Genomic DNA, 17,324 nt, shown 5'->3' with positions numbered 1-17,324 from the left:
CTATTCGGGTGGTTATGATTTTTTTGTCTTAATTGCCTTCAAAAGGGTATATTTATCATCATGGTAGACGTTTCTATAACCAATGAGGAAAGATATGCGAATTAAAATGTGGCTCGGTATATCCGTATTGTTGTTGGCAGGGTGTACCACTAATCATCAATTGACTTCTGCGGGCGCGAATGTGCGTTTTGTGGATGATCAACCAGGCAGCGAGTGTCAGCGGTTGGGTGAGGTTATCGGCACCCAGAGCAACTGGCTTAATGGCGTGAGTAATGAAAGCAGCTCAATGCGCAGTGCCGCAAATGATTTACGCAATAAAGCGGCTGAATTGGGCGGTAATGTCATTTATGGCGCAAACAGCCCATCTGAAAATTTACTGGGCAGTTTTGTCCCGCTGGATAGCAAGATGGCAGGCCAAGTCTATAAGTGCCCTTAGTCATCAACGAATGAGCAATAAAATAACCCCGTAGGTGAGGCAGCACTGCTATCTGTATGTGGATGAAAAATATCGATGGGGTTGGTGAAAATGCTGTTTGGGCAATGCTCAGAAGAATACTTTGTAACATCTAATGTTGTTACATATACATATTTGGCTTCTGTGCGCTGCCCATTTATACCCTTCGTCTTTCAAGTTGTCGCTTTGTTGGCTGCACTCATTCACCCCGGTCACCGTTTTTATAAAATTACGGTTATCTATGCTTCTGGGGATGCCTTTCACCGGAACTCAGTCTTTGCCGCCGCGATGCAACTTGAAATCCATTGGGTATAGGTGTTCGTCAGTGATGACGGTGAGTTAAATCGGCCATTCGCCCGTTCAAGAAAGAGTGCTAGCCTTGGGTTAGCCCTAAATCCAACGGTGTTTTGCTCGGCTCCCCACCAATTTCCCGCGTCAGTTTTGGAACCAGATAACCAGAGACTTTGGTCAATAGTTCCCGCATGATCGCTCTTGCTTCTTCATCGTCCACAAGAAAATGGGCTGCGCCTTGAACTTTATCCAAAACATGGATGTAGTAAGGCAAGATGCCCGCATCGAAAAGCGCGTTACTCAAATCTGCCAGTGTATCGGCATCATTATTGATATCACGCAGCAGCACGCTTTGGTTCAAAAGCGTTACACCTGCCTGTTTTAGCCGCGACATACTTTCCCGGAATGTATCATCAATTTCATTCGCATGGTTGATATGCGTAACCATGATGACTTGCAAATGGGACTGTGCCAAGCGATCACAGAGTGAAGGTGTGACGCGATCGGGGATCACTACGGGTAACCGGGTATGGATCCGCAGCCGTTTAATGTGGGGGATAGACTCAATGCGGCTGATGAGCCAATCCAGCTCATGATCTTTGGCCATCAGCGGATCACCACCGGAAAATATAATCTCATTTAACTCGGTGTGTTGTTCGATATATTCCAGCGCAATCTGCCAGTTGTTTTTGTTGCCTTTATTATCTTCGTAAGGAAAATGACGGCGGAAACAATAACGACAATTGACCGCACACCCTCCTTTTACCAATAGCAAGGCCCGGTTGCGATATTTATGCAGCAATCCGGGAACAACACTCTGTTGTTCATCTAATGGATCGGTGGAAAAACCGGGCGTCGTGACAAACTCTTCCCGGGCGGTCAGGACTTGCAATAACAGGGGATCGCGTGGATCTCCTTTTTTCATTCGTGCTGCAAATGTTTTTGGCACACGTAAAGGAAATAAACGCTTTGCCCCATTACCTTCTTTCAGTATGGCATGCGCGTCCAAGGACAATAATTGCAACAACTCATTGGGATCAGTAATAACATCCGCAAGTTGTTGTAGCCAGACTTCTCTGACAGGGTGAATGTGGGTTATAATGTGTGCCATTTTTTGGCTATGCCATTTTGTTAAAAATTAGAGGATCTCCATGGCTACTTATAGTACCAATGAATTCCGTTCAGGTCTTAAAATCATGTTAGATGGCGAGCCGTGCGCTATTCTTGACAGTGAATTTGTTAAACCAGGTAAAGGTCAAGCGTTTGCCCGTGTCCGTATTCGTAAACTGATTTCCGGTAAACTGCTGGAAAAAACTTTTAAATCAACAGATTCCGTTGAAAGTGCAGATGTCATGGATATGAACCTGACCTATTTGTACAACGACGGCGAATTTTGGCATTTCATGAACAACGAAACTTTCGAGCAGCTTGCTGCGGATGAGAAAGCGGTTGGTGAAAATGCAAAATGGCTGATCGATCAGGCAGAATGTATTCTGACTCTGTGGAATGGCCGTCCTATCGCTGTAACTCCACCAAACTTTGTTGAACTGGAAGTGGTTGAAACCGATCCAGGCCTGAAAGGCGATACTGCTGGTACTGGTGGTAAACCAGCAACCCTGAGCACAGGCGCAGTGGTAAAAGTACCTTTGTTTGTTCAGATTGGTGAAGTTATCAAAGTTGATACCCGTTCTAACGAATACGTATCTCGCGTGAAATAACCGCACCTATTATTTTAAAAAACCGCGGCCTCTTCGTCTAGGGGGCGCGGTTTTTTTGTTGTAGAACTTTGCTTGCCATTATTGAAGCCATTAGCCTGGATGGTTATACTTTCCTTTCATTTCTTATCGTTATTCGGGACGACCCGAATACACGCCAACTCACTGGGGACGGCCCCATTTGTCATCTGATAAAGGGAAAAGCATGTCTTGGTTTATCCTCCTTATTGCGGGTTTGTTGGAAGTCGTGTGGGCTGTCGGTCTGAAATATTCTCAAGGTTTTTCGCGCCTTATACCGAGTGTCATTACGTTAAGTGCAATGATTGTCAGTGTGGGGCTATTGGCTTATGCCATGAAAAATTTACCGGCAGGCACGGCATATGCAGTGTGGACAGGCATTGGCGCAGTTGGTACAGCTATTTTTGGCATTATGTTTTTGGGAGAATCAGCAAACATTGCCAGAGTGTTTAGCCTCGTTCTGATTGTTGCCGGTATTATTGGGTTAAAGTTAGCCAGTTAAGTGCTGATAAATGTGCGGATAAATGAACCCAGCTAAGGCTGGGTTCTATTTATGGTTATTTTCCTTCATAGCGCGAGGGCCATATTTCTTCTGGCGTGCGCTCCAATGCTGCTGCGATAAGACGTTCCCCTTTTGGCCAGTGTCGCTGTAATGCATTGGCAAGGGTTGAAGATGCAAGTCCCGCTGCCCGCGATACTTCTGACAACGTTGTTCCACGTTTTTTTAACTCAGCGATAATATCGGCGGAATGCCAGTCTTTTTTTTCCATCCTTAATATCTCCAATTATCTATCGTTTTTTCAATTAAAAAGTAAGTTATTAACCAGTAGACTATAAGTCACATATCATAGCATAACTCAGATTGAAACGTGACTCATAGTCCGTGGTCGGATAAGTAACACGAATCGATACTTATCGGATGAAAACATCGAACAACATCAGATCCCTTTTTGGGCAAAGAATTAGAGATCTCAGGAAAGCGGCAGGGATGTCACAGGAAGCTTTTGCTGATAAATGCGGGTTAGATCGCACATACGTCAGCGGGATTGAGCGAGGTGTAAGAAATCCTACTTTAGAAATTATTTATGTGATTGCCAATGGGCTACAAGTTGAATTGAAAGAACTATTTGATTTTGAAACCCTGTTTCCTCCCCATTAAAAACCATCAACCAACAATTTTCCCGCCGTTTTTTAAGTCGCATCTTTGTTAATGATACTCACTTGCCCCGGCCACCGTTTTTAGAGCATACGGTTATCTGCCCTCCGGGGGATTCATTCCCATCCATTGTGAATCTGTTGTAACAAGGCAACGATATTCATATTCATGCATATTCTTTTTTTGAATACGATATGTCCTTTTGCAATATTATGTGGAAAATGCTTCGTTAACTGGTGAGTTTCAATTCAATTCCGGCTGGAAATAAAATAATGCTATTAATTTCTGAGCTTGCAGTTGGTGCAGTTATTGGTTTGATTATCAGCACGACCGGCGTTGGTGGCGGCGTGATAGTCTTACCTGTCCTGACCTATTTTTTTGGGTTGGATGCACTGGCTGCTGTCGCTACGGCTAATCTTCTATCCATGTTGATGAAAATATCATCATCATACATGCACTTTCGCATGGGAAATATTCCTCTGCGCCAATCTTTGATGATTCTTTTGATCATGATACCCGGTACGGTGCTGGCAAGTTATGGCGTTACCGCCTTAAGCCACTCAAGCTATAATCAGATGGAAATTGAATGGGGGATCAATCTGTTGGTCGTATTGGCTATTCTGTTTTCCCTGTATCTTTTTTATTGTCGAATACGCGGGCCAGAGAAACCCATGATGGACACGATCCCAAAATCTGGCTTGATGAAACCCCTTTTGTTGCCCGGTACAGGGGCAGGATTATTGTTGGGGGCGACCGGCGTTGGAGGGGGAATAGTTGTGTTGCCATTTTTGCTGCGCTATGCGCAGATGAATATCAAACAAGCCATTGGAGTCTCTCTTTTTGTCACGATGTTACTGTCAGGTACATCTGCTTTTGCTTACGCTCAAGGTGGCCATACTGATTGGAAATTAGCGCTGATTTTGTTTATTGGTTCTTTGTTGGGGATCCCTTTTGCTAATTATTTATTGAAGCAATTGCCTGACAAAGTATTTCAATATGCCACGCTGTTTCTAATCTTATGCAGTGCTGTGCTGATGGGAATTCGGTTGGTCGGGTAAAGATACCTTTGGTCATCATCGAGTAAACACGGCCTTAATGACCAAAGGAAATCATCAATAGGTTGTTTCACCAATGTTTTTTAAAGCATCAATGACCAGTTGCCAGAATTTGGCATGATCTAGCTTAACCGCCACTTGGGTATGGCAATCTGCTGGTGGTGGATAACGAAAATCAGCGACAGTCATCCCCGTTGTTAAGGCTCCTGTCAGTTCGATATCGATAGGAACTTTTTGGGTTGTCATCACAGCAGGGTCGATAACATAGGCGACTGCACAAGGGTCATGCACGGGAGGGTAGCCAAATCCTTGGTGTTCACGGTATCTGTCACCGTAAAATTTCAGTGCATCCAAAACGAATTGAGCGGGACGCGTTTTAATCTGGGAAATTGCCTCAATAATATCAGGTGTCGCTTGAGCCTGATGCGTAAGATCTAAACCGACCATAGTCAGCGGCCATTTTTCATTAAAAACAATGTGTGCAGCTTCTGGGTCGATCACGATATTGAATTCTGCAACAGCACTTCTATTGCCTTTGTGATAGCCACCTCCCATTAATACGATTTCCTTTACTCGCTCAACAATCTGCGGCGCTTTGCGGGCTGCCATCGCGATATTGGTTAAACCAGCCGTCGGAACTAAGGTCACAGTTTTGGGTGGGTTTTCCATAATGACATCAATGATTAAATCCACGGCATGGCGGGGATCTAATTTCATCGTCGGCTCAGGCAAAATCGGGCCATCCAAGCCCGTTTCGCCATGAATATCCGGTGCAGTTTTGATTTCCCGGACAAGTGGCCGATGACACCCTGCGGCAAAAGGAACATTGTGAATATTGGCGATACGGGCGACGGAAAGCGCGTTGTGGGTCACTTTTTCGAGAAGCTGATTGCCAACAACGGTTGTCACAGCCAGTAGTTCAATATCAGGATTTCCGTGAGCAAGCAGGAGGGCAATGGCATCATCATGCCCAGGATCACAATCAAGGATAATTTTCTTCGGCAGCATGTTTACTCCTCTTATACCTGTCGTTTTTCAAGTTGTCGCTTTATTGGCCGGGCAAATTTGTTTCCCTGCCGATGTGCCACATTTTGAAATTCATTGGGTATCTCAACCAACTGTTTATTCTAGTAATTTTTAGTGACTCATCTCTTGGTGACTAAATGTAAATATCTATTTTTAGAATAATCCATTGCCAGAAAAATTCCTCGGGAAACCATCACAAAACTACAACGAGAAAACTATTAATTATTAATTAAGTCCTTATTAATTGTGATTTGATTAACATATAAACAATAAATAAATTGAGCATTTTAGATACATATGATTCATATATATACCGTTAAGTCGAGATAAGCATGATTGTTTAATGCAATTTTATTAACTTATTAATATTTTTCTTCGGTGTTTTGTTGATACACCGAAATAACCAATATTCAATGGATATGGTAAACGCTCTTGAACATGCAGGGTGACACGGCTGTTATCTGCAACCGTCAAGGGCAAAAGCAGATGCTCACGGGGTATAACATGAATAATGAAATAGATTCATTGACATACTATGCGGCAACTAAGAAATATGATCTTCGCTTCCCAATACTGAAAGAAGATCTGGATGTTGATGTTGTTATCATTGGTGGCGGTTTTTCCGGTATCAATACAGCGTTGGAACTCGCTGAAAAAGGCATCACGAATATTGCGATCTTAGAAGGCCGGACATTGGGGTACGGCGGTACAGGCCGCAATGGTGGGCAGGTTATGACAGGGATTGGTCATGATATAGAAAGGATCAGGCGTCATGTCGGTGACAAAGGCTTAGAAACAATATTCAAAATCAGCAGCATGGGAGCCGGGATCATTCGTGACCGAATCGCCAAATATGATATTCAGGCTGATTTTTGCCGTGGATATGCCTATCTTGGCTGGAATGCACGCCATGAAAAAACATTGCAGAGTTGGTTGAAAGAATTTCGCTCGGCTTTACCTGATGAAGAAATTGAGCTTTATACCGGTGCTGATGTTAAAAAAGTCATCGGTTCAGAACGCTATACCTGTGCAATAAAACATATGGGAGGCGGGCATGTTCATTCACTTAATCTAATGTTGGGCGAAGCCAAGGCAGTAACAGAATATGGCGTTAAGATTTTCGAAAACAGCCAGGTTTTGAATGTGGAATATGGCCCGAGAGTCACAGTGCGTACCGCAATGGGATCAGTCCGTGCCAGTAAAATGCTGTGGGCATGTGATTCATTCTTGAATGGGCTTGAGCCGACTATTTATAGAAAAACGATCAATACTTACGCCTTCCAGCTAATGACAGAAGAGCTGTCAGATGAGCTTATCGAAAGGATCAGCCCGATTCGCGGGGCTTACAGCGATATTGGCCCTATCATTGATTACTACCGTGTGACCAAAGAAAACCGCCTGTTATATGGTAGTGCGACGCAGCTTATTGAATATATGCCTTCCGATTTAAAAGCCTGGAACCGCAATATCATGCTGAAAACCTTCCCCTACCTGAAAGATGTAAAAATAGAATTGGCATGGGGCGGCCCGATGGCTTGCAGCGCTAATTTATTCCCGCAAATTGGTTCCCTGCCTAATCACGACAATGTGTTCTATGTTCAAGGTTATTCAGGTTTTGGTGTGACACCGAGCCACATTATCTGCAAGGTTCTGGCAGAAGGCATGAGCGAGGGATCTGATCGTTATTCACTGCTGAGCTCAATCCCGCATCTCAATATTATTGGCAAAGATGAATTGAGGAATGTCCTTTTATCTGCCGGCAAGATTTGGCATCAGGTTTCAGGTTATTGGACGGGGCGTCTTTAATTTTATTCCTGCCCAGTGTTCTCTTTTCTCCATTTTTAACAGTTTTGTTTGCAACATACTGTTTGAACGGTAAAAAAACTAAAAGGTAGAAAGTCATGATAAAGCCATTATTGTTAGATAAAGCACTTCCTGAATTAATGCCATTTGGCAGTGTCACCAATCTTGGTTCTATTGTGGTGGAGGGAGACCCACAGGCGAGCGGAGCGATGATACATGGGGAGCCTGCGGATAATTTGACCTGCGGTATTTTCGCCTGCACCAAGGGTAAATTTAAAATGACCTATCCCTTCGATGAAATGGCAACGGTGCATGAAGGCTCAGTAAAACTGACGAATGTGAAAACCGGAGAGACGGTTGAATATCATCAAGGCGACTCTTGGTTTGCGGCAAAAGGAACTGAGGTATTGTGGGAAATCACCGGTGAGCGCTTCGTCAAACATTATATGGCTTGTGTAAATGGGCAACTGTCTGGCTAGATAGGAGAAGATAATGAGTGAAGTTAATTTGTTGGAGTGCGTTACAACTTTTTTGCAACGTTCTCATGGTCACTATATTAATGGAGTCTCAATTCTCAGCCAGGAAAACCCCACTTTCTCCGTGACGAATCCTGCATCTGGAAAGGTTATCGCGACGGTCAATCAAGGAGGGGAAAATGAGGTTAATCAGGCAATGCAAGCCGCTTCGGACGCTTTTCACGGAATATGGGAGCAGACTTCTCCCATCGAACGGGGAAACTGCCTGAGTCGGCTAGCCGATTTATTGCAAAAAAATGGGGAGGAATTGGCACAACTGGAAAGTTTATGTTCCGGTAAACCGATTCAATTATCCCGTGCGCTGGATATTGGGGCATCCAGTGATTACCTGCGCTACTTTGCCGGGTGGGCGAGCAAAATCAGTGGAGAAACACTGAATGTTTCATTGCCATCATTCAAAGGGGAAAAATATAGCGCCTTTACCCGCCGTGAACCTGTCGGGGTTGTGGTTGGCATTATTCCGTGGAATTTTTCCATTATGATCGCCATCTGGAAATTGGGTGCGGCATTAGCCAGTGGGTGTACCATTGTGCTTAAACCCAGTGAATATACTCCCCTGACCATGCTGCGTATAGCTGAGCTGGCAAAAGAGGCGGGGATCCCGGATGGTGTGATCAATGTCGTCAATGGATCTGGCGCTCAGGTCGGCGCTTCTCTGATTAAACATCCCCAATGTGCCAAGGTGACTTTTACAGGCTCTGTCCCGACGGGAGTGAACGTCGGGAAATCGGCGCTAGAACAAGGAATCAAGCACACAACACTGGAGCTTGGTGGCAAAAACGCGGCGGCTTTCCTGCCAGATATGAGCGTTGAAAAAATCGTCGATGGCATACTGGAAGCGGGATACATCTACCAAGGGCAAATCTGTGCCGCGGCGGAACGTTTCTATATTCCATCCGTTCATATGGAAGCTGTTTTGGAAAGGCTCTCTGAGCGTTTGTCTGCAATGAAAATCGGTTCACCATTTGATGAATCAACGGAAATGGGGCCATTGGCAAACCGGGAGCATTACGAAAAAATCCTCTCTTTGTTTGAAAAAGCACGGCAAGAAGGTTGTGAAATTGTCCACGGAGGCCATGCGCTGGAAGGGCCGGGATTTTTTGTCGCACCTACGATAGTGAGGGCAAAGAGTACCGAAGATACGTTAATGAAAGAAGAAACATTCGGGCCGATTGGTACTTTCCTCAGTTACGATGATGAGGAAGAGTTGGTTGCCATGATGAATGCAACACCATTTGGTCTGGCTGCCAGCTTGTGGACGAATGACCTGAGTAAAGCGATGCGAATGATCCCTCGCATTGAAACGGGTATTTTATGGATCAATATGCACACATTACTCGACCCCGCGGTTCCGTTTGGTGGCAGTAAATCGTCTGGAATGGGGCGCGAATTTGGCAGCGCCTTCATTGAGCATTATACGGAGCTGAAATCCGTTATGATGCGTTATTGATAATGTAACTGCTGATTGATAGTTAAAAGACTTGAAGTTGCCTTGTCGGAATTAAGGCGAGGCAACTTAGCCAGTTATTGAAACGAGCAATGCTTCCAGCCCTGATTTTAAATTCTCCAATGCCATCCTCTAAATTTTCGATTTAAATCAAACCCTTTCCCATTCATTTTCACCGAGAAATGGCTCCATCATGTGCTCTATTATTGTTCTCGCTTCATATGACTTCATATTTTTTAGTTAATTTAACATCTTAGGATTTTTCATATGTTCTAGCGCAATGAGGTATTCGTATTGTTTATATGCATGCGCAAGCATTTATATTGACGGGTCGCTCTCTTGTTTCTATATTATGCATGCACATACAAATAAAAGGGAACTGAAATGGCCTTTATAACCGTCTATTCCGATTACGTTTGTCCCTATTGCCTACTTGCAGAACGCCTATTGTCTGATGCCATCAAAGGGCGAGATATCCGCATCACTTGGCGGGCATTTGAACTACGTCCTGATCCTGTCCCAACATTGCGGCCTGAGGATCCTTACCTGCCAAAAATTTGGCGTGATTCCGTCTATCCTCTTGCTGAAAAACTTGGCGTTCCGATCCAACTGCCTTCTATTTCCCCTCAACCCAGAACGAATAAGGCATTGGAGCTTTTGCTCATGGCACAAGATCACGGGCTGGATCATGCCTATTCCATGCGTGTATTACGTGCTTTTTTCCAAGAAGGACGTGACATCGGCAATCATGATGTTTTGGTCGAATTAGCCACCGATGTGGGAATGGATCCCAATGAAGCCCGGCACGCATTGAACAGTGGCCTCTATTCTGAGCGCCATCAAGAAGCGTTGCGCCATGCCAGAGAAGATATGGCAATCAGCTCTGTTCCCACCATTGTGATTGGGGAGCAAGTCCTCTCTGGTGTGCCATCTCTGGACACATTGAAGCAGGCAATTGAACAATTAGAAGCATAAACATCACTCGTATAGGGGAGTATTTATCATGAACTGGATTTACCTAGGTATAGCTGTCATTTTCGAGATTATAGTGGCGATTTCTGCCGGGAACGCCAAGGGATTTACCCGATTGTGGTGGACAGTCTCAACCCTCATCAGTGGCGCGTTAGCGACCTATTTCCTCAGTCTTGCTCTTCTCACGTTTGATGTTGGTGTTGGTTACGCTATTTGGACATCGGTTTCTGGTGTCGGGATTGTCATTCTGGGGGCATTGTTCTTTGGGCAGAGACTGAACTGGAAAAAAGCACTCGGTATCTTTCTTGTTATCGGCGGGGTTATCGGCCTGCATTCAGTATAAATATTGGCAAGTTATCACGTTATTTATATCCAATGAATTTCAACCATCATTTACTCAGGAGTTCAACATGGTAACAACGGACGCAAAGAAAGAAAATAATGGCCGTGCATGGATAATGCTGCTGCTTGCCGGGGCTTTCGAAGTCGGCTATGCACTCTGTGTGGCAGGAAGTCAGGCATTCACTGTATTGAATTGGTCGATCTCAGCTATCGTTTTCTTTCTGCTTACACTGTACGCGCTCAGCATCGCGCTGCGAACCATTGATGTCGGGATCGGCTATGCCGTCTGGGCTGGCATTGGGGCAGTGGGTGCCGCGGCCTTCGGTAAGATTTTGCTTAACCAGCCGCTCAATCTGCTCCAGTCATTCTGGCTGGCCGTTATCATCATCGGTGTTGTCTGGTTGAAATTGGCAGACAGCCCGAGCCTTCAAGCAAAAAAGAAGGGTCATGCACATGCTTGATGCACATATCATTGATGTAGGTGTATACCTATCCCTATTCGATACAATGGCTCGGGAGAGATTTGATGACTAATGACATTTCGACCAGATTGATACAGCTTATGAAGGACGTAGTTACTTTCTCTTCAGAGCACGTCCATGATGGAGGGATCCCGTTTGCCGCCTTCGTAGTTGATGCAACTGGCAAAGTCTTCGGGCGCGGAGTGAATCAAGTCCGTGAGAATCATGATCCTGCTGCACATGCTGAAGTTGAAGCAATACGGGATGCATGCCGCTCGTTGCGAACTCCATACCTTCACGGCACTACGCTTTTGGCATCGGGAGAGCCTTGCGCCATGTGTTATATGAACGCTCTTTACGCGGGGGTTTCGCAAGTACTGTTTGCCGTCGACAGAGATGAGGCCGCTGCGCATGGCTTTGATTATCGACATAGTTATCGGTTATTCGCGAGCGATCCTTTGGACTGGCAGTCACTCGTTGTCAGAAAATTCCCTGTTCCAAATGGCTTACACCCGTTTTTACAGTTTAGTTGCCAAAGCAGTAAGTGCTGAATGTTACTTGTTGAAAATTAGCAGATGAAAGCGAAATAGTGATTCTGTGGCCATCTCAGGATGGCCGATTGTCTTGTGAGTCGGTGACAGAGAAGATAGCTTCGATGAGTTTTTTATTGAGAGGATCTGATTTTTGTTCTTCCAATACTTCGAGAAGTGCAGCCTCATATTCTGATTTCACTTCAATGTACTTTTCTTTCCCGGTAGGGGTCAGTACGGTATAAATCCCTCTTTTATCACCAGGGCAGATATCGCGGAATGTATAGTTATTGCGTTCCAGCCTTTCTACCAACCGACTAACAGAGCTTTGATTCAAATTTAATAGGCTTGCAAGTTCTTGCATCCGTAACTCACTTTTTGGAGCGCAGGAGAGAAGGTGCAATGCCCTATATTCAGACATGCCAATGCTATGTTTGCCCTGAAGACGTTTCGCCACGAAATTTTCGGCTGAATCAAAAATATGCTGGAGTTTATGCCATAAAATTAATTGAGAATTCATTAGATAAATACCTCAAAAGAATGCAGGTACATGCATCATCTCAAATGTTGTAATTATAGACAAGCTTAATTATTTGATTTTCTATTCATCTTAGCGGTGCTTTTTCTTCACGATGTCACCAATAAAATCTTTTATTATCATAATGTTGATTGATTATGGGCGAGGCTTGAGATTGTTATGCTTTGCTCATTTTTTATTAATACCGTTTCGTTATAGATTCAAATAACTACTATTTGGTATATCAATAATACTTATAGTTTAAGATGATGATTTCTTTTGCTTTATCTGATTACAAGTTACAAGGAAATTCAATGTCGCGCATTTATCAAAAAAACTTACTCGCTGCTGTAGTTACCACATTGATGTTGGGAGCTAATGTTCCTGCATGGGCAGAGGATTCAAACATCATCATGGCACAACAGCGAGAAGCACAAAGCGATATAACTAAATTTGGCGGAGCCCGCCGCTTTACTCAAGATCAGACTGAAGCACTTAAGGCTGCACTGAGCAATACCAAAGCTAAAAATGTGATTTTGTTCATTGGTGATGGCATGGGAGATTCTGAAATTACGATTGCACGTAATTATGCACATGGGGCTGGTGGATTCTTCAAGGGCATTGATGCGCTGCCATTTACCGGACAATACACAAATTATTCGCTGAATGAAAAAACACGTAAGCCAAATTACGCGACCGATTCTTCTGCTTCTGCCACTGCCTTTGCTACAGGGGTAAAAACTTATAATGGCGCAGTGGGAGTTGATGTCTTTGGTCAAGCCCAGCAATCTATTTTAGAGTTAGCTAAAAAGAACGGCAAAGCAACAGGGAATATAACAACAGCAATAGTACAAGATGCAACACCGGCATCTATGTATGCACATGTGGTACAGCGTAAGTGCTATGGGCCAGAAGAAGTATCGAAAAAATGCCCGGTTAATGCACTAGAAAATGGGGGAAAGGGTTCAATTACTGAGCAATTATTGGTGGCTCGAGCTGATGTAACAATGGGGGGCGGTGCAAAATATTTTGATCAAAAATCAGCATTTGGTGCCAATGCCGGAAAAACGCTGAAAGAACAGGCACTGGAGCAAGGTTATCAATGGGTGACTGACGCGGCATCATTGGCCAGCGTGAAAGAAGCCAATCAACAGAAACCGCTATTGGGTATGTTCCATACAGGAACGATGGATGTCGCTTGGCAAGGGCCAAAAGCGGTTTACCGCGGTAACATTAATGAAGCGCCCGTAAAGTGCGAAATAAATGCTAAGTTAGATCCTAATGCACCGGCATTAGATCAGATGACAGAAAAAGCGATTGATTTACTCAAAGAGAATGAAAATGGCTTTTTCCTGCTAGTTGAAAGTGCTTCGATTGATAAACAGAATCATCAGGCTAGCCCTTGTGCACAGATTGGTGAAACTGTTTTATTGGATAAAGCACTTCAAGTCGGCCTCAAATTTGCAAAAGAGCGTGGTGATACTCTGGTTATTGTGACTGGGGATCATGGGCATGCTAGTCAGATTATCGAACCTGAAATTGAATCACCGGGTTTAACCCGTTCTCTCATTACTAAAGATGGCGGGATCATGACTGTCAATTATGCGACATCAGAAGATAAAGACGCGCAGGAGCATGCTGGGACACAGTTGCGTGTTGCCGCTTATGGCCCACAATCAGCCAATGTTGTGGGTTTGACTGACCAGACGGATCTGTTCTTCACGATACGTGATGCGCTGGGCTTAAAAGATAGCGACAAAAAATAACATGGAAATAAGCCAGCAGCTTATTTTTCTTGATGTTTGATGAATGCTTGATATCAGAAAAATGGATTGAGGGCTTATTTTCAGGTTGTGATTAATCCGTCATCATATATGATATTGGTAATCATTATCATTTATGGTGGCGGTTTATTGTGACTCGTGTAAAGCAGAATTTGAAACCCGTTTTTTGGCAAAACATGACAGGGTTCTGGGGAATGCTGTTATCCAGTTTAAGCCTGTCAGCGCTAATTGTCTCAATGTTGATCATCGCAGGCGCAGGCATGGAGCAATTCAAAATAAGTATTCAGGGAGCAATGCTTCTGACACTTGCACTCTTGTTACATCGCCATACACGCCATTTCTTGTTGATCCCTGCTGTTATCGCCGTTGTTTGCAGTTTATTCGGTACCTTACGTTATCTGGGATATTTTTGAAGCGCACAGACGATTAATTGATGCACAGACAGTTGGCTAATGCTTGGTAAGCAAAGAGGCTGGATAAGGAAAGCTCAGGAAGTAAAACCAGAAAAGTAAGGCCAGGGAAAGAAACAGAAAGATAATGAAACAGTGGTGCGAAGGGGGGGACTTGAACCCCCACGTCCGTAAGGACACTAACACCTGAAGCTAGCGCGTCTACCAATTCCGCCACCCTCGCAGGTACTGTCTTTATCTGATTTGTTTAAGCTGATTATCTGATTTGGTGCGAAGGGGGGGACTTGAACCCCCACGTCCGTAAGAACACTAACACCTGAAGCTAGCGCGTCTACCAATTCCGCCACCCTCGCATGTATCAGATACTGTTACTTAAACAGAGACCATCACTTAAACAGATAGTCTGGAGGCGCATTCTAGAGATTTTATGGCTCGCGTCAATCATTATTTAGTGGAAAATTGTGCGATTGGTGTAAAAATCGGCATGTTGATATTCGGGGGAAATTGCCTGCTCATTAAACTATACCCGTCGTCTTTCAAGTTGCCGCTTTGTTGGCTGTACTCACTTACCCCAGTCACATAGTTATCTATGCTCCTGGGGGGCGTTCCCTTGCCGCCGCGATGCAACTTGAAATCCATAGGATATAAAGCAGGCAGAAGACATGCTTACTGAACGAATTATTTTTTCGTTGCCTGATACACTTTAAATTTCCCTGTTTGGGCAATGACTTGATGATTGCCAAAAGCGCTGTCCAGCAAGTTCGGATAAGGCAGGAATGCGTTGGCAACGATCCGCAACTTACCGCCGGGCTTCAGATAAGCTGGCGCCATGCGGATCATATCTTCAGCGGCAGTAATTGTTGTCTTCAGGCCATCATGGAAAGGCGGATTGGAGATTATCCAGTCATATTTTTCTTCAATGGCGGAATACACATTACTGGTTACAACCTTACCTTCCAGCTTATTGGCTTTCAAAGTTGCCTTACTGGATGTAATGGCTGCGGCATTCACATCGCTCAGTGTCAGGGATAAGTCAGGGTTTTTCTTACCCAGAACCGTTGCCAGTACGCCAGCACCACATGCGACATCCAGCAGGCTGCCGGAAATAGGGGCATCAAAAGTTGACAGCAAGAGGCGGCTGCCGACATCCAAATCATCTTGGCTGAATACGCCGGGCAGGGTATTGATGGTAATATCACCCACTTGATAGCTGTTCCACCAATTGTTTTGATCAAATTGCACCTGACTTTTCAGTTGACCGTAAAACAGGCTACAACGGCGGGCAGTATCGATTTTGTGGAAAGTCGCGATACCTTCCATCAGCTTATCAATACTGCGTACACCACTGCGGTTTTCTCCCACAATAAAGATATCAGTACCGACAGGCAGGACAGAAAATAGATTGCGCAGCTGGAAACGAGCCTCTTGCTTGCTTTTTGGCCAGTAATAAATCAGCGTGTCACACCCTTTGATGAATGCACTGTCAGCGAGCAGGCCAAATCTGGCATTGTCGTCGAGCTGGCGGATCAGAGATTGCCAGTGATGATATTGATTCGTCTGCACTCGCACACTTGCAGCTTCGATTTCTGTTGCTAAATTGTCTTGAAGATCGCCGGCAAATAGTAGGTGATGAGAGCTGAATTGCTCATGATGGCGCAGGATAACTTCGCTGGCCGGTGTTAATACTGACATCTATGTATAGCTCCTTATAACTCTTTATCAAGTATAAATATCATTGGGCTAAATTGAGATACCATGCCAATTGGCGCAGAGTTAAGCCCTCTGATAATATGTTACCTGTTATTTTTTTATGGCAGATGGAATAAAACACGATGACGAAGCGTGACAGATTACTTTCCCGATTGGGGATAACCCAATGGGTTTTGCGTAGCCCAATGGCCTTGCAAGGAGAATTGTCTGTCCTCATCCCTGATTCAACCCGTCTATTGATCATTACCCATGATCATATCGACTTAAGTCATTCATTGTTTGCTGATATTTTCACAGCCATGGGAATTGAGGCTTCATCGGTATATTGCATCACGGCAAAAGATGTTGAACTTCTTTCAGAATCAATCCGCTGCCCATGCTGGCTGTTGGGGGTTGATATTACCTTATCAATACAAGGGATTTCTTTGAGAAGCCCGGCATTAAATGACTTATCTCTTGATGGGAATGCAAAACGCGCTCTTTGGCAACAAATTTACCATTATGAAGAATATTTCTCTATTAACTCACATTGATCTTCCCGCTGCATTTCAAATAGAACAGGCCAGCCATGCATTTCCGTGGAGTGAAAAAACCTTTTACTCCAATCAGGGAGAACGTTATCTCAACTATAAAATGACGTTGAATGACCGGATAATTGGCTTTGCAATAACACAATACGTTATGGATGAAGCCACGCTATTTAATATTGCCATTCATCCTGAATATCAATCACGGGGATATGGCAGGACACTGCTATCTTATCTTATCGATATATTGCCTGAAAAACAGATAAACACACTTTGGCTTGAGGTGAGGCGCTCCAATCAATCTGCCATTCACCTATATGAAAACTTAGGTTTCAATGAAGTATCTATCCGCAAGAATTATTACCCGACTGCGGGCGGAAAGGAAGATGCGCTTATTATGGCGTTGCCGCTGTTTGGTGGAGGTTGGTAAAGATCTAAGGTGCTTTTTTGATTGATTTTTGTGCGAATTTGGTTCAATATTAGAGTTAATGTGTCAGAAAATATATGACTTTTTCTGCTAAATAGAACTCTCCAATGTTCTTTTGCAGCTCTTCTGCATAGAGGGAAAAT

The 17,324-nt window shown here is 44.2% G+C and carries 22 protein-coding genes and 2 tRNA genes; 17 read left to right on the top strand and 7 right to left on the bottom strand.

Going from position 1 to position 17,324, the window contains the following annotated elements:
• Nucleotides 1-94: 94 nt before the first annotated feature.
• Together FE392_RS00535 and FE392_RS00530 are read left to right on the top strand one after the other, a co-directional pair.
• Nucleotides 95-436, top strand: a complete 342-nt coding sequence (locus tag FE392_RS00535; protein ID WP_319928282.1) for a DUF4156 domain-containing protein — start codon at nucleotides 95-97, stop codon at nucleotides 434-436.
• A gap of 75 nt (nucleotides 437-511) precedes the next feature.
• Nucleotides 512-769 (top strand): hypothetical protein, encoded by a 258-nt coding sequence (locus tag FE392_RS00530; protein ID WP_319928281.1) that lies wholly within the window; start codon nucleotides 512-514, stop codon nucleotides 767-769.
• A gap of 58 nt (nucleotides 770-827) precedes the next feature.
• Here FE392_RS00530 and epmB read toward each other — a convergent pair whose 3' ends face one another.
• The gene (gene epmB / locus FE392_RS00525; RefSeq protein WP_319928280.1) at nucleotides 828-1,856 is read right to left on the bottom strand and encodes an EF-P beta-lysylation protein EpmB; all 1,029 of its coding nucleotides are present in this window, start codon (nucleotides 1,854-1,856) and stop codon (nucleotides 828-830) included.
• A 40-nt stretch (nucleotides 1,857-1,896) separates the two neighbouring features.
• Between epmB and efp the strand changes: the two genes are divergently transcribed.
• Nucleotides 1,897-2,463 (top strand): elongation factor P, encoded by a 567-nt coding sequence (gene efp, locus FE392_RS00520; RefSeq protein WP_319928279.1) that lies wholly within the window; start codon nucleotides 1,897-1,899, stop codon nucleotides 2,461-2,463.
• Between the two features lie 202 nt (nucleotides 2,464-2,665).
• Nucleotides 2,666-2,980: a quaternary ammonium compound efflux SMR transporter SugE gene (sugE, locus tag FE392_RS00515; RefSeq protein WP_319928278.1), complete on the top strand. Its 315-nt coding sequence runs from the start codon at nucleotides 2,666-2,668 to the stop codon at nucleotides 2,978-2,980.
• A 55-nt stretch (nucleotides 2,981-3,035) separates the two neighbouring features.
• Here the strand turns inward: sugE and FE392_RS00510 are convergent, their stop codons facing one another.
• Nucleotides 3,036-3,248: a helix-turn-helix domain-containing protein gene (locus FE392_RS00510; protein WP_092513025.1), complete on the bottom strand. Its 213-nt coding sequence runs from the start codon at nucleotides 3,246-3,248 to the stop codon at nucleotides 3,036-3,038.
• 218 nt (nucleotides 3,249-3,466) lie between these two features.
• Between FE392_RS00510 and FE392_RS00505 the strand changes: the two genes are divergently transcribed.
• Nucleotides 3,467-3,637: a helix-turn-helix domain-containing protein gene (locus FE392_RS00505; protein ID WP_319928277.1), complete on the top strand. Its 171-nt coding sequence runs from the start codon at nucleotides 3,467-3,469 to the stop codon at nucleotides 3,635-3,637.
• Between the two features lie 269 nt (nucleotides 3,638-3,906).
• Nucleotides 3,907-4,692: a sulfite exporter TauE/SafE family protein gene (locus FE392_RS00500; protein WP_319928276.1), complete on the top strand. Its 786-nt coding sequence runs from the start codon at nucleotides 3,907-3,909 to the stop codon at nucleotides 4,690-4,692.
• A 54-nt stretch (nucleotides 4,693-4,746) separates the two neighbouring features.
• Here FE392_RS00500 and uriH read toward each other — a convergent pair whose 3' ends face one another.
• Entirely contained in the window at nucleotides 4,747-5,697 is a 951-nt protein-coding gene (gene uriH, locus FE392_RS00495; protein WP_319928275.1) for a uridine-preferring nucleoside hydrolase UriH, read from the bottom strand.
• Nucleotides 5,698-6,219: 522 nt separating this feature from the next.
• Between uriH and FE392_RS00490 the strand changes: the two genes are divergently transcribed.
• The 7 genes from FE392_RS00490 (at nucleotide 6,220) to FE392_RS00460 (ending at nucleotide 11,827) form a co-directional block, all read left to right on the top strand.
• Nucleotides 6,220-7,521: an NAD(P)/FAD-dependent oxidoreductase gene (locus FE392_RS00490; protein WP_319928274.1), complete on the top strand. Its 1,302-nt coding sequence runs from the start codon at nucleotides 6,220-6,222 to the stop codon at nucleotides 7,519-7,521.
• A 95-nt stretch (nucleotides 7,522-7,616) separates the two neighbouring features.
• Nucleotides 7,617-7,997: a cupin domain-containing protein gene (locus FE392_RS00485; protein ID WP_319928273.1), complete on the top strand. Its 381-nt coding sequence runs from the start codon at nucleotides 7,617-7,619 to the stop codon at nucleotides 7,995-7,997.
• 13 nt (nucleotides 7,998-8,010) lie between these two features.
• On the top strand, nucleotides 8,011-9,504 hold the full coding sequence (locus tag FE392_RS00480) for an aldehyde dehydrogenase family protein (protein WP_319928272.1): 1,494 nt from the start codon (nucleotides 8,011-8,013) through the stop codon (nucleotides 9,502-9,504).
• 381 nt (nucleotides 9,505-9,885) lie between these two features.
• Complete coding sequence (locus FE392_RS00475) at nucleotides 9,886-10,476, top strand: DsbA family oxidoreductase (protein WP_319928271.1); 591 nt, start codon at nucleotides 9,886-9,888, stop codon at nucleotides 10,474-10,476.
• Between the two features lie 28 nt (nucleotides 10,477-10,504).
• Nucleotides 10,505-10,816, top strand: coding sequence for a DMT family transporter (locus tag FE392_RS00470; RefSeq protein ID WP_333783528.1), 312 nt, complete (start codon nucleotides 10,505-10,507; stop codon nucleotides 10,814-10,816).
• A gap of 67 nt (nucleotides 10,817-10,883) precedes the next feature.
• Nucleotides 10,884-11,276, top strand: a complete 393-nt coding sequence (locus tag FE392_RS00465; RefSeq protein ID WP_319928270.1) for a DMT family transporter — start codon at nucleotides 10,884-10,886, stop codon at nucleotides 11,274-11,276.
• Between the two features lie 65 nt (nucleotides 11,277-11,341).
• Nucleotides 11,342-11,827 (top strand): nucleoside deaminase, encoded by a 486-nt coding sequence (locus tag FE392_RS00460; RefSeq protein ID WP_319928269.1) that lies wholly within the window; start codon nucleotides 11,342-11,344, stop codon nucleotides 11,825-11,827.
• 55 nt (nucleotides 11,828-11,882) lie between these two features.
• Here FE392_RS00460 and FE392_RS00455 read toward each other — a convergent pair whose 3' ends face one another.
• A complete protein-coding gene (locus tag FE392_RS00455; RefSeq protein ID WP_319928268.1) occupies nucleotides 11,883-12,326 on the bottom strand; it encodes a MarR family winged helix-turn-helix transcriptional regulator in 444 nt (147 codons plus the stop codon).
• A gap of 311 nt (nucleotides 12,327-12,637) precedes the next feature.
• On the opposite strand from FE392_RS00455, the gene phoA reads away from it, so the two are divergent.
• Nucleotides 12,638-14,089 (top strand): alkaline phosphatase, encoded by a 1,452-nt coding sequence (phoA, locus tag FE392_RS00450; protein ID WP_319928267.1) that lies wholly within the window; start codon nucleotides 12,638-12,640, stop codon nucleotides 14,087-14,089.
• A gap of 149 nt (nucleotides 14,090-14,238) precedes the next feature.
• Nucleotides 14,239-14,520, top strand: coding sequence for a DUF1435 family protein (locus FE392_RS00445; RefSeq protein ID WP_319928266.1), 282 nt, complete (start codon nucleotides 14,239-14,241; stop codon nucleotides 14,518-14,520).
• Between the two features lie 133 nt (nucleotides 14,521-14,653).
• Here the strand turns inward: FE392_RS00445 and FE392_RS00440 are convergent.
• From FE392_RS00440 to rsmC, 3 genes are all read right to left on the bottom strand, one after another.
• Nucleotides 14,654-14,740: transfer RNA gene (locus FE392_RS00440), tRNA-Leu, on the bottom strand.
• A gap of 43 nt (nucleotides 14,741-14,783) precedes the next feature.
• Nucleotides 14,784-14,870: transfer RNA gene (locus tag FE392_RS00435), tRNA-Leu, on the bottom strand.
• Between the two features lie 325 nt (nucleotides 14,871-15,195).
• The gene (gene rsmC, locus FE392_RS00430) at nucleotides 15,196-16,209 is read right to left on the bottom strand and encodes a 16S rRNA (guanine(1207)-N(2))-methyltransferase RsmC (RefSeq protein WP_319928265.1); all 1,014 of its coding nucleotides are present in this window, start codon (nucleotides 16,207-16,209) and stop codon (nucleotides 15,196-15,198) included.
• A 140-nt stretch (nucleotides 16,210-16,349) separates the two neighbouring features.
• On the opposite strand from rsmC, the gene FE392_RS00425 reads away from it, so the two are divergent.
• Entirely contained in the window at nucleotides 16,350-16,760 is a 411-nt protein-coding gene (locus FE392_RS00425; protein ID WP_092513051.1) for a DNA polymerase III subunit psi, read from the top strand.
• Entirely contained in the window at nucleotides 16,729-17,184 is a 456-nt protein-coding gene (gene rimI, locus FE392_RS00420; RefSeq protein WP_319928264.1) for a ribosomal protein S18-alanine N-acetyltransferase, read from the top strand. Before FE392_RS00425 ends, rimI begins: the two co-directional genes overlap by 32 nt.
• Nucleotides 17,185-17,324: the final 140 nt, after the last annotated feature.

The sequence above is a fragment of the Xenorhabdus santafensis genome (assembly GCF_033949405.1).
Taxonomy (GTDB): domain Bacteria; phylum Pseudomonadota; class Gammaproteobacteria; order Enterobacterales; family Enterobacteriaceae; genus Xenorhabdus; species Xenorhabdus santafensis.
Note: the sequence above shows the minus strand (reverse complement) of the source record. Positions and strands in the feature narration are given on the sequence as shown.

Excerpts from the sequence above, each read along its gene's own strand:
- rsmC (WP_319928265.1), bottom strand. The coding sequence starts at position 16,209 with ATGTCAGTATTAACACCGGCCAGCGAAGTTATCCTGCGCCATCATGAG.
- epmB (WP_319928280.1), bottom strand. The coding sequence starts at position 1,856 with ATGGCACACATTATAACCCACATTCACCCTGTCAGAGAAGTCTGGCTA.
- FE392_RS00500 (WP_319928276.1), top strand. The coding sequence starts at position 3,907 with ATGCTATTAATTTCTGAGCTTGCAGTTGGTGCAGTTATTGGTTTGATT.
- FE392_RS00485 (WP_319928273.1), top strand. The coding sequence starts at position 7,617 with ATGATAAAGCCATTATTGTTAGATAAAGCACTTCCTGAATTAATGCCA.
- uriH (WP_319928275.1), bottom strand. The coding sequence starts at position 5,697 with ATGCTGCCGAAGAAAATTATCCTTGATTGTGATCCTGGGCATGATGAT.
- FE392_RS00490 (WP_319928274.1), top strand. The coding sequence starts at position 6,220 with ATGAATAATGAAATAGATTCATTGACATACTATGCGGCAACTAAGAAA.
- FE392_RS00470 (WP_333783528.1), top strand. The coding sequence starts at position 10,505 with ATGAACTGGATTTACCTAGGTATAGCTGTCATTTTCGAGATTATAGTG.
- FE392_RS00455 (WP_319928268.1), bottom strand. The coding sequence starts at position 12,326 with ATGAATTCTCAATTAATTTTATGGCATAAACTCCAGCATATTTTTGAT.
- FE392_RS00475 (WP_319928271.1), top strand. The coding sequence starts at position 9,886 with ATGGCCTTTATAACCGTCTATTCCGATTACGTTTGTCCCTATTGCCTA.
- efp (WP_319928279.1), top strand. The coding sequence starts at position 1,897 with ATGGCTACTTATAGTACCAATGAATTCCGTTCAGGTCTTAAAATCATG.
- FE392_RS00480 (WP_319928272.1), top strand. The coding sequence starts at position 8,011 with ATGAGTGAAGTTAATTTGTTGGAGTGCGTTACAACTTTTTTGCAACGT.
- FE392_RS00465 (WP_319928270.1), top strand. The coding sequence starts at position 10,884 with ATGGTAACAACGGACGCAAAGAAAGAAAATAATGGCCGTGCATGGATA.
- FE392_RS00505 (WP_319928277.1), top strand. The coding sequence starts at position 3,467 with ATGTCACAGGAAGCTTTTGCTGATAAATGCGGGTTAGATCGCACATAC.
- rimI (WP_319928264.1), top strand. The coding sequence starts at position 16,729 with ATGAAGAATATTTCTCTATTAACTCACATTGATCTTCCCGCTGCATTT.
- FE392_RS00530 (WP_319928281.1), top strand. The coding sequence starts at position 512 with ATGGGGTTGGTGAAAATGCTGTTTGGGCAATGCTCAGAAGAATACTTT.
- FE392_RS00535 (WP_319928282.1), top strand. The coding sequence starts at position 95 with ATGCGAATTAAAATGTGGCTCGGTATATCCGTATTGTTGTTGGCAGGG.
- phoA (WP_319928267.1), top strand. The coding sequence starts at position 12,638 with ATGTCGCGCATTTATCAAAAAAACTTACTCGCTGCTGTAGTTACCACA.
- FE392_RS00460 (WP_319928269.1), top strand. The coding sequence starts at position 11,342 with ATGACTAATGACATTTCGACCAGATTGATACAGCTTATGAAGGACGTA.
- FE392_RS00425 (WP_092513051.1), top strand. The coding sequence starts at position 16,350 with ATGACGAAGCGTGACAGATTACTTTCCCGATTGGGGATAACCCAATGG.
- sugE (WP_319928278.1), top strand. The coding sequence starts at position 2,666 with ATGTCTTGGTTTATCCTCCTTATTGCGGGTTTGTTGGAAGTCGTGTGG.
- FE392_RS00510 (WP_092513025.1), bottom strand. The coding sequence starts at position 3,248 with ATGGAAAAAAAAGACTGGCATTCCGCCGATATTATCGCTGAGTTAAAA.